At 70.1% G+C, this 14794-nt stretch carries 15 protein-coding genes; 8 read left to right on the top strand and 7 right to left on the bottom strand.

Annotated elements, in window-relative coordinates:
• Positions 1-819: 819 nt before the first annotated feature.
• The 3 genes from V5E28_RS18620 (at position 820) to V5E28_RS18610 (ending at position 1725) form a co-directional block, all read left to right on the top strand.
• Positions 820-1218: a hypothetical protein gene (locus V5E28_RS18620; RefSeq protein ID WP_336208189.1), complete on the top strand. Its 399-nt coding sequence runs from the start codon at positions 820-822 to the stop codon at positions 1216-1218.
• Between the two features lie 89 nt (positions 1219-1307).
• Positions 1308-1496 carry a hypothetical protein gene (locus tag V5E28_RS18615; RefSeq protein ID WP_336208188.1) on the top strand — a complete coding sequence of 63 codons (189 nt, stop codon included), beginning with the start codon at positions 1308-1310 and terminating at the stop codon, positions 1494-1496.
• Between the two features lies 1 nt (position 1497).
• The gene (locus V5E28_RS18610) at positions 1498-1725 is read left to right on the top strand and encodes a hypothetical protein (RefSeq protein WP_336208187.1); all 228 of its coding nucleotides are present in this window, start codon (positions 1498-1500) and stop codon (positions 1723-1725) included.
• 1 nt (position 1726) lies between these two features.
• Here V5E28_RS18610 and V5E28_RS18605 read toward each other — a convergent pair whose 3' ends face one another.
• Together V5E28_RS18605 and V5E28_RS18600 are read right to left on the bottom strand one after the other, a co-directional pair.
• The gene (locus V5E28_RS18605; protein ID WP_336208186.1) at positions 1727-2194 is read right to left on the bottom strand and encodes a group II truncated hemoglobin; all 468 of its coding nucleotides are present in this window, start codon (positions 2192-2194) and stop codon (positions 1727-1729) included.
• A 58-nt stretch (positions 2195-2252) separates the two neighbouring features.
• On the bottom strand, positions 2253-2840 hold the full coding sequence (locus V5E28_RS18600) for a hypothetical protein (protein ID WP_336208185.1): 588 nt from the start codon (positions 2838-2840) through the stop codon (positions 2253-2255).
• A gap of 311 nt (positions 2841-3151) precedes the next feature.
• Here V5E28_RS18600 and V5E28_RS18595 point away from each other — a divergent pair, with 311 nt between their 5' ends.
• Complete coding sequence (locus tag V5E28_RS18595) at positions 3152-4495, top strand: glycoside hydrolase family 6 protein (RefSeq protein ID WP_336208184.1); 1344 nt, start codon at positions 3152-3154, stop codon at positions 4493-4495.
• A 13-nt stretch (positions 4496-4508) separates the two neighbouring features.
• Here the strand turns inward: V5E28_RS18595 and V5E28_RS18590 are convergent, their stop codons facing one another.
• From V5E28_RS18590 to V5E28_RS18575, 4 genes are read right to left on the bottom strand one after another with little or no spacing between them, the layout of a single operon-like run.
• Positions 4509-5096 (bottom strand): GTP-binding protein, encoded by a 588-nt coding sequence (locus tag V5E28_RS18590; RefSeq protein ID WP_336208183.1) that lies wholly within the window; start codon positions 5094-5096, stop codon positions 4509-4511.
• Entirely contained in the window at positions 5077-5427 is a 351-nt protein-coding gene (locus tag V5E28_RS18585) for a DUF742 domain-containing protein (protein WP_336208182.1), read from the bottom strand. The genes V5E28_RS18590 and V5E28_RS18585 overlap by 20 nt, the downstream gene beginning before the upstream one ends.
• Positions 5424-5849 (bottom strand): roadblock/LC7 domain-containing protein, encoded by a 426-nt coding sequence (locus V5E28_RS18580; protein ID WP_336208181.1) that lies wholly within the window; start codon positions 5847-5849, stop codon positions 5424-5426. The genes V5E28_RS18585 and V5E28_RS18580 overlap by 4 nt, the downstream gene beginning before the upstream one ends.
• Positions 5830-8124 (bottom strand): sensor histidine kinase, encoded by a 2295-nt coding sequence (locus V5E28_RS18575; protein ID WP_336208180.1) that lies wholly within the window; start codon positions 8122-8124, stop codon positions 5830-5832. Before V5E28_RS18575 ends, V5E28_RS18580 begins: the two co-directional genes overlap by 20 nt.
• A gap of 287 nt (positions 8125-8411) precedes the next feature.
• Here V5E28_RS18575 and V5E28_RS18570 point away from each other — a divergent pair, with 287 nt between their 5' ends.
• The 4 genes from V5E28_RS18570 (at position 8412) to V5E28_RS18555 (ending at position 12596) form a co-directional block, all read left to right on the top strand.
• Complete coding sequence (locus V5E28_RS18570) at positions 8412-8720, top strand: EthD family reductase (protein ID WP_336208179.1); 309 nt, start codon at positions 8412-8414, stop codon at positions 8718-8720.
• Positions 8721-8888: 168 nt separating this feature from the next.
• A complete protein-coding gene (locus V5E28_RS18565; RefSeq protein ID WP_336208178.1) occupies positions 8889-9398 on the top strand; it encodes a (2Fe-2S)-binding protein in 510 nt (169 codons plus the stop codon).
• Positions 9385-10362 carry an FAD binding domain-containing protein gene (locus V5E28_RS18560; RefSeq protein WP_336208177.1) on the top strand — a complete coding sequence of 326 codons (978 nt, stop codon included), beginning with the start codon at positions 9385-9387 and terminating at the stop codon, positions 10360-10362. The genes V5E28_RS18565 and V5E28_RS18560 overlap by 14 nt, the downstream gene beginning before the upstream one ends.
• The gene (locus V5E28_RS18555; protein ID WP_336208176.1) at positions 10359-12596 is read left to right on the top strand and encodes a xanthine dehydrogenase family protein molybdopterin-binding subunit; all 2238 of its coding nucleotides are present in this window, start codon (positions 10359-10361) and stop codon (positions 12594-12596) included. The genes V5E28_RS18560 and V5E28_RS18555 overlap by 4 nt, the downstream gene beginning before the upstream one ends.
• On the opposite strand, the gene V5E28_RS18550 is transcribed toward V5E28_RS18555, so the two are convergent.
• The gene (locus tag V5E28_RS18550; RefSeq protein ID WP_336208175.1) at positions 12588-14636 is read right to left on the bottom strand and encodes a SpoIIE family protein phosphatase; all 2049 of its coding nucleotides are present in this window, start codon (positions 14634-14636) and stop codon (positions 12588-12590) included. The genes V5E28_RS18555 and V5E28_RS18550 overlap by 9 nt on opposite strands.
• Positions 14637-14794: the final 158 nt, after the last annotated feature.

The raw sequence follows: 14794 nt of genomic DNA, 5'->3' as shown, positions 1-14794 counted from the left end.
CAACTCGTTTGAATGGTCGAGACCATCCGTCTGGAAGTAAGGAAGTGAGATTCGCCGGGCGCCTCCTGGACTCTGTGAGTCCCTGGCCGCCCATGCCTGAGCAACTCTAGCAGTCTCCAAGACCAACTTGGCCCTGCTGAGGTAATCATGAGGTCCTTCCCTTCCCACCTATCCCCCAAACATCCCCACTGACATGGCAACGTCCAGCACCTCAAAGTGAGCAACGCGGGGCAGGCCGGACAAGTCGCCACCGGGGCCCGCGGACCTGGGATCTCTGTGAGATCCCACCGATGCGCCCCGGACGCCCGCAGGCCTCAAAGGGAGTTACTGAAGCGCGGTTGCCGTCCCCCATCCCGACTCGACAGGAGGGCCCCACGCCGAGACTCCCACGACAGGGACGCTCAGATCAGGGAGCTGTCCCGGGCGGGTGCCGGCCGGAGTGGGACGCATGGAGCGGGAATCACCGAGCGGCGAAGCAGGGCACCCGCAGTAGGGCACCCGCAGCAGGGATCGCCGGACACGGGTGCGCGGAGCAGGAGCAGCTCAGGACGACGACGCTTCGAGCGAGCACTCAGAACGAGTGAGCAAGGCCCGCCTTGTCGGTGACGGTAGCCCGATCAGAGCAGGCGGCACCGGGAGCGAGTGCGCCAGGCCCAGAGGTCCCTCGGAGCGGCGACGACGCCGGGCAGAGCGCATCCAACAGTCCCGACGGCCGCCGCTCGCCCCTCGCGCAACGAGGCAAGCCGTCGGCAAGTCATCCGCAATCGCGTCCAGATACGAATTACCCATGAGCCGACTGCGCTCTCGGAGGTGTCCGCCATGACCCGCTCGGAATTCGACGACATCCGTGCCTTCCTCGCCGACGATGCCACGGATGCGGGCGAGCTGTTGGGAGTCGCCCGGACGCTGGTCGACGACCTCGAGCACGCCCGGATGCGCGAGGCCGTCATGCGGACCCACTACCTGCGCCTGCTCACCGCCGCCCGCGCGACGGTCGCGGCGGAGTCGGCGGGGGCGCCCGACCCCATGGCCTTCCTCAAGCATGAGCTCGCCGAGCACGGCCAGCTCCCTGAGGGCGGCGAGACCGTGCAGCGCATCCTGTCCGATGCCCGCGCCGCAGCCGCCCTGCTGGCCTGCCTGGAGCAGCACAAGCAGGTCCGCCCGCGAGGCATGCGCCTGCGCCGCTGCGTCGGCACCGCTCGCTCTCTCCCCCGCTAGCGCCGGATCCGGTTGCCGCCCACGGCCGGTGACCGGATGACGACCTGGCTCATACCTGCACTTGGCCGACAGGCTGCAAGACTGCGCATATGTGGCAGCGCGGGATGAATTGGGCGGCGATCGTCCTGGTCGGGATATTCGGCCTGATGTGGCTGGGTGTCGTCGTCTACGCGGACGTGGCCTCTGCCCCCTGGATGCGCGTCGCCCAGGCGGTCTTCGCGCTGTTCCTGCTCGGCTGGGCGGCCTGGAAGACCGCCCTCATGATCGGCAAGGCGTGAGATGAGCGAGCAACCGTACGAGATAAGTCAGGACCTGGGCGACGACATGCAGGCATCCTCCGCCGCCATGTATCTGGACCGGCTCCCGCAGCGGCACCGGATCGACGAGATCGACGACGAGGCCGCCCGCGGGATCTCGAGTTGGGTCCGCGAGGAGGACGCCCGCGAATCCGACACCTTCGTGGACCCTCTCTACGAGCCGAGGTCCTACTTCGAGTACGAAGTCTGACCTACGGGAGATACGGCGGAGCCACTCCCCAGCCCCAGTGGGGCACTGGAGCCCGCGGCGGCGGCGTGGCACCGGGCTGCGAATTCTCCCGGGCGATCCGGGTCCCCCACTCGATGTAACCGGCGAACGCGGCCCTGAATTCGGGGTCCCCGGCGAGCCCGACCTCGTCGGCCGCGTCCATGAGCAGGCTCACCCACCGCCGGCGCTGCGGCTCGGTGATGGCCTTGCCCAAGTGGTGGGAGAGCATGTGCGGGTATCCGCCACGCTCGTCGGTGTAGCGTGACGGCCCGCCGAACACCTCCCCCAGCCACATGGCCACATATTTCGGATGATCTGCATCCATGTGCGCGAACAGCGGCCCGATGAGATCGTCCTTCGTGACGTGTTGGTAGAAGACCTCGGTCAGCCGTTCCAGCGCTTCCGCGCCACCCGCCCACTCGTAGAGCGTCGGCACCTTGTCAGCAGTCATGTAATGATGTAATCACCAAGCACGGCCAGCGGCAAGGGCCAGAAGCGATCACGTACGGTCAGAAGTCCTCGCAGGTGACGTACCAGTCCCCGGAGAGATGGTCGGCCGTGGAGAAACCCTCCACTTTGTCTCCCGTGACGTAGGACAGGCCGCAGAACTCGAGCCACCCGCCGGCGCCCACCACGCCCAGGTCCGTGCTGCCGACATGGCGGACGGCACGCCCCACGGGGAAGACCCCCACCCACTCGACGCCCAGCCCGCTCTCGACATCCCCCATCGAGACATCCTCCGGATGCAGCGGCAGAGAACGTACATAGTCAGACAGTGCGGACTCGGAGATCGCGAAGGCCATCCGGATCGGCAGGTCCGCCGCGACGACCCCGTACGTCAGGACGGCCAGCAGAGGCGCGACCGCGATCCCCGCCCGCCTGCGGTAACGCGGAAGCAGGAGGAGCACCACCCAACCGGCCGCGACCAGGATCCAGAAGAACAGCGCATATGACCACACATAAAGGGACCCGCCGGGGAACACCGCGCCGATCAGGCTGGCCGTGGCCGCGAGAGCCGGCGGCGCCACGAACCAGAACCACCGGAACCCCTTGCGCGCGGGCGCCACAGGCTTTCCTGCGGGGGCGGGCACATGCACACGAGGACGATAGCAAGGCTGTCCCCGGCAGCCAGGGCCATCGGCTTGGACTTTGCCTTTTGCCCTGATTCTTCACCAGGACCGCGAAGCCGGGGCCCGCAACACCCGGCACAGACGTCCGCGCGGAGGGTGTCGTAGCGAGAAGCTCGGCCCCGGACGCCATATCCGCGGTGAAACTTTCAGCCTCGGAGAATGCCCCGGCCTGTGCCTTTTGCGGAAAGGGCCGGTCGGACGATCACGGGCGCTAGAGGGTGGGCGCAAGGCTCCCTAACATCCGTGGGAGCGCTCCCACATCTTCGGACGGAGTTTCCATGTCTCGCAGCAGGCCCTTGGTGGCCACCATCCTCGCCGCGGTCGCCACGGCGGCGGCGGGGGCGGCCGTCTTCGCCTCGTCGGCCGTCCAGGCCGCCGAATCAGCGTTCTACGTGGACCCGCAGACCAACGCGGCCGTCTGGGTGGCCGCCAATCCGGGCGACAGCCGAGCGCCCGTGATCAGGGACCGGATCGCCGCCGTCCCGCAGGGCCGGTGGTTCGCCACCTACAACCCCTCGACGGTGCGCGGCCAGGTCGACGCGTATGTGGGGGCCGCCGCGGCGGCGGGCAAGATTCCCATCATGGTCGTGTACGCCATGCCGAACCGTGACTGCGGCGGCGCGAGCGCCGGCGGGGCACCCGACCACGCGGCGTACCGCGCCTGGATCGACCAGATCGCCACGGGGCTGGGTGGCCGCCCGGCCACGATCGTCCTGGAGCCGGACGCGCTCGCCATCATGTCCAACTGCATGAACTCCGCCCAGCAGGCCGAGGTGCGCGCCTCGATGGCCTACGCGGGCAAGCGGTTCAAGACCACGTCGTCACAGGTGAAGGTCTACTTCGACATCGGGCACGACGCCTGGCTGTCCGCCTCGGAGGCCGCCTCCAGGCTGAACGGCTCGGATGTGGCCGCCAGCGCCGACGGCATCGCCGTCAACACCTCGAACTACCGCGCCACGCCGGGCCTGGTGTCGTACGCCAAGAGCGTCATCTCCGCGACCGGCGTCTCCGGGCTGGGCGCGGTCGTCGACACCAGCCGCAACGGCAACGGCCCCGCCGGAAGCGAGTGGTGCGACCCCGCGGGCCGTGCCACCGGCATCTGGAGCACGACCGAGACCGGTGACCCGGCCATCGACGCGTTCCTCTGGGTGAAGCCTCCGGGCGAGGCGGACGGCTGCATCGCCGGCGCAGGCCAGTTCGTGCCGCAGCGGGCCTACGACCTGGCCATCGCGGCGCCCACCCCCACCCAGACGCCCACCGTCACTCCGACTGTCACGCCCACCGTGACGCCGACCGTCACCCCGACCGTGACCCCGACGGGTGGTGCGGGCTGCACCGCGACGTACAACCTGATCAACCGGTGGCAGGGCGGCTTCCAGGCCGAGGTCACCGTGAAGAACACCGGCCCGTCCGCCACCAGAGGCTGGAGGGTGGGCTGGACGTTCGCGGGCGGTCAGTCGATCTCACAGCTCTGGAACGGCAGCCTCGCGACCGGCGGCGGCGTCACCGTCACGAACCTCGGCTGGAACGGCGCCCTCGCCCCGAACGCGACCGCCACGTTCGGCTTCCTCGCCAACGGCGACGCCGGCACCCCGCCGCCGATCACCTGCACGGTGTCCTGACAGGCGACGCCCGCTACCGCCGGTTCATCGCGTGCGTGACCAGCGTGGTGAGCACATCCTTGACCGAGGCGCGGTTGCGGGCGTCGCACATGACGATCGGCGTGGACTCGTCCAGTCCCAGCGCCCGCTGCACCTTCGCCGGATCGTGGCGGCGGGCGCCCTCGAAACAGTTGACCGCGACCACGAAGGGAAGCTTGAGCTGCTCGAAGTAGTCCACGGCGGGGAAGCAGTCCTGCAGCCGGCGGGTGTCTGCGAGGACGACGGCGCCCAGCGCGCCGAGCGCGAGCTCGTCCCACATGAACCAGAACCGGTCCTGACCAGGGGTGCCGAAAAGGTAGAGCCACAGGTCGTCGCGGATGGTGATGCGCCCGAAGTCCAGCGCCACCGTCGTGGCGACCTTGGTCTCCACGCCCGAGATGTCGTCCACGCCGACGCCCCGGTCGCTGAGCAGCTCCTCGGTGTGCAGGGGCCGGATCTCGCTGATGGTGCCCACCATGGTGGTCTTGCCCACGCCGAACCCTCCGGCCACCAGGATCTTCAGGGCGGTGGCGGTGAGCGTACCTCCGGAGGGCCGGGGGCGGTCAAAGCCTGCGAATTCCATGCAGTACATCCCTGTAGGTACGTTCATCGATCGTCTGGTTGGCGGGCTGCGGCGGCGCGATGTTGACCAGGCCCTCGCGCCGCAGGTCGCCGAGCAGCACACGGGTGATGTTCAGCGGAAGCCCGAGCTGCGCCGCCACGTCGGCCACGGGGGTCGGCTTGCGGCAGATGGACAACATGGTGTGGTGCTCAGGGTTCAGGCCGGACGGCTCGAAGGGCATCCTGAGCGTCGTGACGATCGCCACCAGGTCGAACGACTCGCCGGGGGGCCGCGCCCGGCCGCCCGTGAGCCCGTAGAGCCTGACCAGTGGTCCTGGGTCGTCGTCTGTCACGGCGCCATACCGTTCCACACGGGCGCGGGCGCCGCTCCTCGCGGCTGGGTGGACAGGTGCTCGCCCACGCGCTTGACCAGGAGCGCCATCTCGTACGTGATCAGCCCGAGCTCGGCGTCACCCGCGGCCAGCACGGCCAGCCTGGCCCCCCGTCCCGCGGCCGTGACGAAGAGGAACCCGCCCTCCAGCTCGATGATCGTCTGGCGTACGCCGCCGAGCCCGAAGTGCCGCCCGGCGCCCATGGCCAGGCTGTGGCTGCCCGCCGCGATGGCCGCGAGGTGCTCGTTGTCCTCCCTGGTCATCCCCTGGGAGCCGCCCATCGTCAGGCCGTCGGCGGACAGCAGGATCGCGTGCTGCACGCCCGCGACCCGGTGGGTCAGGTCGTCGAGCAGCCAGCTCAGTTCAGCTCTCGCGTCTGCCATGGGAATCCCTTTCGTTGCGCACGTCACGGTCCCCTTCCGCCTCCATGCGTCCCTGCCGCCAGCCCTCCTGCATGGAGGTCATCAGGTCCAGGAGCTCCCGCGGGGAGCGGGTGGAGGTTTCGGGCTCTTGCCTCGGACGCGTCTTGCGTAGTTGTGGTGCGAGGTTGGCCTGCCGCACCCGGACCGGCAGGCCGTCCAGATCCTCGTCGATCTCGAAGGCCGGTGTGGGGGCGGGCGCGGGCACGGCGGGCGGGGGCTGGGTGGGCGGTGGCTGGGCGGGCGGCGTCAGCGTCCGTACGGCGGACGCGGTGCGGACCGCCCGGGCGGGGGCGGGACCGGGCGGGTACGACCGGGAGGCGTCGAACAGGGAGACGCCGTTCTGCGGGAGTGCCGGGGCCGCCGCGGTGAGCAGGCTCGTGGGCAGCATCAGGATCGCCGTCGTCCCGTCGTACGGCGACGGGCGGAGCGTGACCTTGATCCCGTGCCGGGCGGCGAGCCGGGACACCACGAAGATGCCCATCCGGTCACTGCTGGCCAGGTCGAATTCGGGCGGGGTGGCGAGCTGGGCGTTGAGCTCGGCCAGCGTCGCGGGGTTGATGCCCAGGCCGCGGTCCTCGACCTCGACGGCGAACCCGTTGGCCGCCGACATGCCGCGCACGTGAACGGTGGTGTTCGGCGGCGAGAAGACGGTGGCGTTCTCCACCAGCTCGGCGATGAGGTGGATCACGTCGGTGACCGCGCTGCCGGTGAGCAGCGGCGCCCCTTGCATCGGCTGGATGGCGACCCGCGTGTAGTCCTCGACCTCCAGGACCGAGCTGCGTACCACGTCGTAGATCGGCACCGGGTCGCGCCAGCGCCGGCCGGGGGCGGCGTCGGACAGGATGATCAGGTTCTCCGCGTGCCGGCGCATGCGGGTGGTGAAGTGGTCGAGCTTGAACAGCCCTTCCAGCGTGTCCGGATCCTCGGCCTTGCGCTCCATCGAGTCCAGCAGGGTGAGCTGGCGGTGCAGCAGGGCCTGGTTGCGGCGGGCCAGGTTCAGGAAGACGTGGCCGACGCCCTTGCGCAGGGTGGCCTGCCCGACGGCGGCCTCCACCGCGGTCCTTTGCACGGCCGAGAACGCCCGCACGACGCCTTCCACCTCGGCCGTCCGGGCGCTCTCCAGCTCGGGCGTCTCGGCGGGATCGACGTCCTCTCCCTTGCGCAGCCGTTCGACCAGCTTCGGCAGGCCGACCTCGGCCAGCTCGACGGCCGAGCCCTGCAGCTTCTTCAGCTCGTTGATCAGGGACCGGCCGAAGCGGTAGGAGAGCACGATCGACAGGACCACGGCCAGCAGGCCGAGCCCCACCACGAGCACGATGCGCAGCAGACCGGCGGCGACGAGGCCCTCGCCCTTCAGCGTGGCGCGCTGCAGGTCCTTGGCGGCATTGCCGCTCAGCCCGGCGAACGCCTCACTCGCGTCTCGCTGCCAGCTCGCGGCGGACACCGGCGGCCTGCCGCTCACGTCCCACTTGTAGACGGCGTCCTCGGCCCGCTCGAAGCGCTGGTAGGCGGCGCTCGCGACCAGCTGCTGGTGCCATCCCCGCAGGTCGGGGCCGATGTCGCGGTCGGCGTCGGCGAGCTGGACCCGGCGGGCGGTCATCGCCGCGACGAACGCCGCGTGCTCGGCCTGGGTCATCTCCCCGCGCGCCAGCGCCGGCGCGAGCACGGCGTTCTCTCTGGCCGAGTATTCGGCGGCGGAGCTGTAGGCGGACAGTCCGCGCAGCACCCGGTACGAGGACACCTCGATGACCCTCTCCGAACCGCCGAACTGGCGGTTCGCGACGGTGATCACCGCGTTGAACTTCTCGGTCGTCGCGAGCGGGGCCGCCTGCTCCAGGTCGGCGCCGGCCCGCACCGAGGGCAGCCCGTCGAGCACGTTGAGCAGGCCCTGCACCGTCTCGGGAGGTGTGCCGGTCACCGCCTCCTCGCTCACGGCCGCCGCCACCTCCCGGATCCGGGCCGCGGCCTGATCGGTCCGCTGCCGCTGCGCCGAGAGCTTCGTGTCACCCGCCGTACGGCCCGCGAGCTCGGCGGTCAGCTGGCGCTCGAGCTGGATCTCGACGACCAGCTCGCGGGTGGGCTGGCCGACCACGTCCCACTCGCCGCGGCTCTGCGCGAATCCCGAGGTCTCCGCCACCATGCTGTAGGCGATGAACGCCCATAAGACGATGAGCGAGACCAGTGGCACCACAAGGATCTTGAGGATCTTCGAGCGGATCGGCGGGGCGGAGCTCATTCGCTGGGTCCAATCCGCGCTGTCCTGCGCATAGTCGATCTGCCGGATATGAGCGGCAAGTGCCGAGTGTGCACGCCGCGACGGATGCGCGTTGTGATTTGCCCCACTATGCACGTAGGGCTCCTGTGCTACAACCCACTGTCATAAAAGTTGGGATTTTGATATCCGGAACACCCCCCCTCGTCCGGGAAGTCCGCCTACGTAGGCGATGCGGACGTGCCAGGGCCCTTCCGTTGCGGGACTGCCCGATGTTTCATCGGAGCACGTCGACCCGATCTGGAGACACCATGGCATTCCAGCTGATCGCCCTCTACAACCATCCCGAGAGCGTCTCGGCCTTCGACAAGCACTACGACGAGACGCATACGCCGATCGCCGCCAGGATGCCCGGGCTGCGCGCCTACACCGTCACCCGCCCCGCCGCCTCCGGACAGCGGCCCGCCTATCACCTCGCCGCCGTCCTGACCTTCGACGACGAAGAGGCGTTCAACGCGGCCATGGGCAGCGAGGCAGGCCAGGCGGCGCTCGCCGACCTGGCCAACTTCGCCGGCGCCGGTGTCACGATCCTCACGGGCCCCACGGAGACCGTGGCCTGAGCCCCTTACGGCCGGTGTGGGCGGGGGATCGGGCCCCCGTTCGGCCGGCCGCGAATTCCGGGCCTCGCCTGCTGCCAGATGCCGGATTTTTGCTGCTTGCTGCCCTTGTGTCGAATTGAACAGGGGAATCGCCGCTAGTCAGAACCACGGCGATGGAGGGAGCCGGCGATGTCCGACCCTGGAAACCGTACGTTGACCGATCGAGGACCCGACGCCGTCCCGGTGAGACTTTCGGTGAACGGCGTAAGCCACGTGGTGGTGATCGAGCCGCGGGTCAGCCTGCTCGACGCCCTGCGCGAGCGGCTGGACCTGATGGGCACCAAGAAGGGCTGCGACCAGGGAGCCTGCGGAGCATGCACGGTGCACGTCGACGGGCGCAGGGTGGTGTCGTGCCTGACTCTGGCGATCACCTGCGAGGGCCGCGAGGTGACGACCATCGAGGGGCTGGTGGCCAACGGCGCCCTGCATCCGATGCAGCAGGCGTTCGTGGCGAATGACGCGTTCCAGTGCGGCTACTGCACGCCAGGGCAGGTCATGTCAGCCGTGGCTCTGCTGGAGGAGGGCCACGCCGGGGACGACGCGGAGATCGGCGAGTGGATGAGCGGCAACCTGTGCCGCTGCGCCGCCTACCCCAACATCCGGCGGGCCATCAGGCAGGTGCGCGATGCGACCGTTTAGCTACTCCAGGGCCGAGGACGTGGGCGGCGCGATCGCCACCGTCACCGCCGACAGGGCCACCGACTACCTGGCGGGCGGCACCACCAAGGTGGACATGCTGCGCATCGGCACCGAATGGTCGCAGCGGCTGGTGGACATCGCCGACCTGCCGCTCACGCAGATCGACGACCTGCCCGGCGGCGGGCTGCGCCTGGGGGCGGTGGCGCGGATGAGCGACGTCGCCATGGCTGCCGCCGTCCGCGAGCGGTTCCCGATGATCTCCCAGGCATTGCTGCTGGGAGCCTCGGCGCAACTTCGCAACATGGCGACGATGGGCGGCAACCTCATGCAGCGGGTTCGCTGCGGCTACTTCCGCGACACGCGGTCGCCGTGCAACAAGCGGGATCCCGGCAGCGGTTGCGCCGCGATCCCGGGGATCAACCGGGGTCATGCGGTGCTGGGGACGAGCGAGCACTGCGTCGCCACCCACCCGTCCGATCTGGCGGTCGCGCTCGTCGCGCTGGACGCGGTCGTCCACGTACAGGGCCGGGGCGGTGCCCGCGCGATCCCGATCGACGACTTCTTCCTGCTTCCCGGCGACACCCCCCAGCTGGAGCATCCCCTTGAGCACGGCGAGCTGATCACCGCCATCGAGGTGCCCGCCGCCCCCGTCGCTCGCCGCTCGACCTACCTCAAGGTCCGCGACCGCGAGTCGTACGAGTTCGCGCTGGCCTCGGCGGCGGTGGCGCTGCGGGTCGAGGACGGAGTCGTCGCCGACGTACGGATCGCGCTCGGCGGAGTCGCGACCAAGCCGTGGCGGGCACGCCGGGCGGAGCGGATGCTGCTCGGGGCACAGGCGGACCGGGAGAGCTTCGAGCGGGCCGCCCGTGAGGAGCTGGCGGCCGCCGTCGCCCAGTCCATGAACGGCTACAAGATCGAGCTGGCCCAGCGGACCATGGTCCGCGCGCTGGAGGAGACACGATGAGCACGTCGATCGGGCAGCCCGTCGAGCGCGTCGACGGCAGCCGCAAGGTCACCGGCGCTGCGCGCTACGCCGCCGAGATCCCCCTGCCGGGACTCGTGTACGCGGTGCTGATCGGCTCCCGGATACCCAGCGGCCGGATCACGTACATCGACACGAGCCAGGCCGAGCGGGCCGTCGGGGTGCTCGCCGTGCTGACCCACCTCAACCTGGGCCCGGTGGCGGAGCAGCAGCCGCCGCTGATGCCGTCCCTCGGCGGCGGACCCGCGCCGGGGCAGACGTTCTTCCCGATGCGGGACGATGTGATCCACTACCCCGGCCAGCACATCGCCGTCGTCGTCGCCGACACGCTCGAACGCGCCCAGCACGCGGCGAGCCTGGTGGACGTCACCTACGCGGAGACACCGTCGATCACCACCATCGACCAGGGCAGAACCCAGGTGTACGACGCCGAACGGATCTTCGGCGGCATGATGCCCGGCCGGGTCACCCGCGGCGACGTCGAGGCCGGTCTGGGCCAGGCGGACGTGCTGGTGACGGCGACCTATCGCTGTGCCCCGAACCACCAGAACCCGATCGAGACGTCGGCGACCACGGCCATGTGGGACGGCGACCTGCTCACGCTGTGGGACGGGACCCAGGGCCCGAACGCGACCCAGCTCACCGTGGCCGCGCAGCTCGGCGTCCCGCTGGATCAGGTGCGGGTCATCGCGCAGTTCGTCGGCGGCAGCTTCGGCTCCAAGGCCATGATCTGGGACCACCCGGCTCTCGCCGCGCTCGCGGCCCGCCACGTCGGGCGGCCGGTGCGGCTCATGCTGGATCGGGAGCAGATGTTCTACTCCGTCGGGCACCGGGAGGAGCAGGAGCAGTACCTCGCGCTCGGAGCGCGCTCCGACGGGCGGCTCACCGCGATCCGCCACCACAAACTCTCGCCCACCTCCCACTTCGACGACTGGGCCGGCATCTCCCTCGCCTGCTCGGCCACGCTTTACGCCTGCGCCAACTACGAGAGCGTCTACCGGCTGATCAGGGCCAACACGATCACGCCGTCGTTCATGCGCGCTCCGGGCGAGGTGGAGGGAATGTTCGCGCTCGAGACGGCGATGGACGAGCTGGCCTACGAACTCGGCATGGACCCGATCGAGCTACGCCTGGTCAACCACGCCGACGTCGATCCGGAGAGCGGGAATCCGTGGTCGAGCAAGGGCCTCAAGGAGTGCTACGCGCGCGGCGCCGAGCTGTTCGGCTGGGCCGGACGCGACCCGCGGCCGAAGGCGCGGCGGGAGGGCAACCTGCTCATCGGATCCGGCATGGCCAGCGCGTTCTACCCGGTCGCACCGGTGTTCACGCCGCAGCGTGCCCGGGCCCGGCTGTACGCCGACGGCCGGGCGGTCGTGCAGGCGTCCTTCTCCGAGTTCGGCACCGGTGTGACGACGGCGATGACGCAGGTGGCGGCCGACGGGCTGGGTATCGTGGCCGGCGCCGTCAGGCTGGAGTGCGGTGACACCGCGCTGCCCAACACCGTCGCCGCGGTCGGCTCCGCAGGCACCGCCGCGTTCAGCGCCGGCGTCCACGCCGCCGTCACCGCCCTGCGCGGCGAGCTCGTGGAGCGCGCCATCGCCGACGTCAAGTCGCCGCTGCACGGGGTGGACCCCGCGGACGTGGACGTACTGGACGGGTGCATGATGGTACGCGGCCGGCCGGAGATCGGGGAGACGTACGGCGAGCTCATGCGGCGCAACCACCTCACGGACGTCGAGATGGTCGGCAGTTGGAGCCCGCCTCCGCCGGGTGGCGGGTACGCCAGTGCCACCTTCGGCGCCCAGTTCGCGGAGGTCGCCGTCGACCAGGACCTGGGGAGCATCCGGGTGCGCCGGATGACCGGCGTCTTCGCCCCTGGGCGGATCCTGAACCGTCGGGCCGCGCACAGCCAGCTCATGGGCGGCATGCTCTGGGGCATCGGCCACGCCCTGCTCGAAGCCACCCACATGGACGCCGTCCAGGGCCGCTGGGCCAATGCGAGCCTCGGCGACTATCTGGTGCCGGTGAACGCCGACGCGCCTGACGTCCAGATCGACACCGTCGAGGTCGAGGACACGGTGGTCAACCCGCTCGGCGTGAAGGGCGTCGGGGAGATCGGCCTGGTCGGGGCCGGCGCCGCGATCGCGAACGCTGTCTTCCACGCCACCGGCCGGCGCTTTCACCAGATCCCGATCACCATCGACGATCTAGTCTGAGCGGCGGGTGCGGGCTATGAGGAGGGCGATGTCGTCCTCGGAGGGGGTCTCGCCCACCATGGCGTCGATCACCTTGGTGCAGAGATCCTCCAGCGGGCCCGCGGCCCGAACCAGGGCGGCGCCGAGGCGATTCATGCCCTCGTCGATGTCGGCCTCGCGGGTCTCGATCAGGCCGTCCGTGTAGAGGGCGATCATCGTTCCCTCGGCGAGTTCGAGTTCGAGCGACTCGAAGAAGCCCAGCCCCAGGCCGATCGGGGTCCCGCTGGGAAGGTCGGGGAAGCGCACGTCGCCGGCCGGGTCCACGATGGCCGGCGGCGGGTGCCCGGCCCCGGCCATGGTGCACAGCCCGGTGGCCGGGTCGTAGACGGCGTACACGCAGGTGGCCACCATGACCTCGAGCGGGAAGCCGTCGATGCTGGTGCTCTCCGTAAGGCGTACGACCAGGTCGTCGAGACGAGTGAGCAGTTCGTCGGGCGGCAGGTCCATGTGCGCGAGAGTGAACACGGCGGTGCGCAGGCGTCCCATCGCCGCCGCGGCGTTGATGCCGTGCCCGATCACGTCGCCGACGACCAGCGCGACCCGGCCGCCCGGCAGCGGGATCGCGTCGAACCAGTCACCTCCGACGCTGTCGTGAACGTCCGAGGGGACGTAGCGCGTGGCCAGCTCGACGGCACCGCCGCCGGTCACGTTGCTCGGCAGAAGATTGCGTTGCAGGGCGAGAGCGGCGAAGCGCTCCCGGGTGTACTGGCGCGCGTTGTCGAGGCTCAGTGCGGCGCGGGCGACGAGCTCCTCGGCGAGGACCAGGTCGTCGCCGGTGAACGGTGCGGGGTTCTCGGTACGGACGAACACGGCGACGCCCAGGATGTCACCGCGGGCCTGGAGCGGAACGATGATCAGGGAGTGCATGCCGGTGTCGCGGATGACCGTCGCCCGGTCCGGGTCCTGGTCGAGCCAGCTGCCGGACGAGACGTCCAGCGCGGGCTCGTAGTGGGACCGCCCCGAGGACAACACCTCGGTGAAGGGAGACGCCGGGGGAACGAAGACCGCCTCCCCGTACGGCCAGAGCGACTCGGGAGTCCCAGGGTGAATCGACGCCAGGCCCGCACGGCGGAAGACGGGGATGCTCACTTCCGTGGAGGGCAGCCGTTGCAGCGGCTCCTCGTTCGGGAGGACCGATTCGGCGAGGTCGATCGTGACGTAGTCGGCCAGGCGCGGGACGGCCAGATCAGCCAGCTCCTGCGCGGTCTTCTGGACGTCGAGCGTGCTGCCGATCCGGGTGCTTGCCTCCCCGAGCATGGCCAGGCGGTCGCGCGCCCGGCTGCGGCTGATGTCCAGGGTCAGCGAGCACACGCCCAGCGGCAACCCGGCCACCCCGTCGAGCCGGAAGAAGGACGTCGAGTAGGTGCGCTCCTCGCGCCGGTCCGCCGATATCCAGCGGCATTCACGATCGACCACGGGGCAGCCATCCGAGAGCACCCGCCGCATCGCCCCTTCCCAGGCTTCGGTGTCGGACCCCGGCAAGGGCTCTCCCAGCCGGTGGCCGAGCCGGTAGTGGGGGAAGGCCTCCTGGTTGAGCTCGGCCGTCTCGTTCATCCAGACGCACCGTAGATCGCGGTCCCAGATGCCCAGGGCCACCGGGAGGCGGCTGAAAAGGGGAACCAGTGCCGCTTCGGGCACCGATCTCCCGGGCGCCTCCACGCCCGACCGCGTCACAGACAGGAACCAGGCGGCCCTTCCGCCGGAGGTGACCAGCCGGGAGCCTTCGATCTGCGCCATGAGCCTGCCGCCGTCGCGATGGCGGAGCTCGACGAGGCCGGACCAGTGCGTCCGGTCACCGAACCTCTCGGCCCAGGCCGCAATCCGTTCGGCGGCGTCGTCAGGCATCAGCAGGAGCTCGCCGGAACGATCCAGCACGTCGTCGGGACGGTATCCGAGAAGCTCCTCCGCACTTTCCGTCCAGCCGATCACGGTGCCCTCGGTGTCGACCACGGCCACCGCCGGAAGTGCCGCGCCGACACTCGACGTACGAGGTACGGGCATCTCAACATCCACTTCGTCGCGGTCTTGAGCGACACCATTGTACCGTTGACCTGCTGTGACACCCGGAGCCGAAGCTCGCCCGGCGGTGCGTGAAGGCCGGTGCGGCATGACTCGGCCGAGGAATGCGAAATGCCCTCCAGGAGAATCCCTGGAGGGCA

The organism is Nonomuraea sp. LPB2021202275-12-8 (genome assembly GCF_037044575.1).
Lineage (GTDB): Bacteria > Actinomycetota > Actinomycetes > Streptosporangiales > Streptosporangiaceae > Nonomuraea.
This window is presented reverse-complemented; position numbering and strand designations above follow the sequence as displayed.

Excerpts from the sequence above, each read along its gene's own strand:
- V5E28_RS18570 (WP_336208179.1), top strand. The coding sequence starts at position 8,412 with ATGGCATTCCAGCTGATCGCCCTCTACAACCATCCCGAGAGCGTCTCG.
- V5E28_RS18615 (WP_336208188.1), top strand. The coding sequence starts at position 1,308 with ATGTGGCAGCGCGGGATGAATTGGGCGGCGATCGTCCTGGTCGGGATA.
- V5E28_RS18590 (WP_336208183.1), bottom strand. The coding sequence starts at position 5,096 with ATGGAATTCGCAGGCTTTGACCGCCCCCGGCCCTCCGGAGGTACGCTC.
- V5E28_RS18605 (WP_336208186.1), bottom strand. The coding sequence starts at position 2,194 with ATGACTGCTGACAAGGTGCCGACGCTCTACGAGTGGGCGGGTGGCGCG.
- V5E28_RS18575 (WP_336208180.1), bottom strand. The coding sequence starts at position 8,124 with ATGAGCTCCGCCCCGCCGATCCGCTCGAAGATCCTCAAGATCCTTGTG.
- V5E28_RS18550 (WP_336208175.1), bottom strand. The coding sequence starts at position 14,636 with ATGCCCGTACCTCGTACGTCGAGTGTCGGCGCGGCACTTCCGGCGGTG.
- V5E28_RS18555 (WP_336208176.1), top strand. The coding sequence starts at position 10,359 with ATGAGCACGTCGATCGGGCAGCCCGTCGAGCGCGTCGACGGCAGCCGC.
- V5E28_RS18580 (WP_336208181.1), bottom strand. The coding sequence starts at position 5,849 with ATGGCAGACGCGAGAGCTGAACTGAGCTGGCTGCTCGACGACCTGACC.
- V5E28_RS18620 (WP_336208189.1), top strand. The coding sequence starts at position 820 with ATGACCCGCTCGGAATTCGACGACATCCGTGCCTTCCTCGCCGACGAT.
- V5E28_RS18610 (WP_336208187.1), top strand. The coding sequence starts at position 1,498 with ATGAGCGAGCAACCGTACGAGATAAGTCAGGACCTGGGCGACGACATG.
- V5E28_RS18565 (WP_336208178.1), top strand. The coding sequence starts at position 8,889 with ATGTCCGACCCTGGAAACCGTACGTTGACCGATCGAGGACCCGACGCC.
- V5E28_RS18560 (WP_336208177.1), top strand. The coding sequence starts at position 9,385 with ATGCGACCGTTTAGCTACTCCAGGGCCGAGGACGTGGGCGGCGCGATC.
- V5E28_RS18595 (WP_336208184.1), top strand. The coding sequence starts at position 3,152 with ATGTCTCGCAGCAGGCCCTTGGTGGCCACCATCCTCGCCGCGGTCGCC.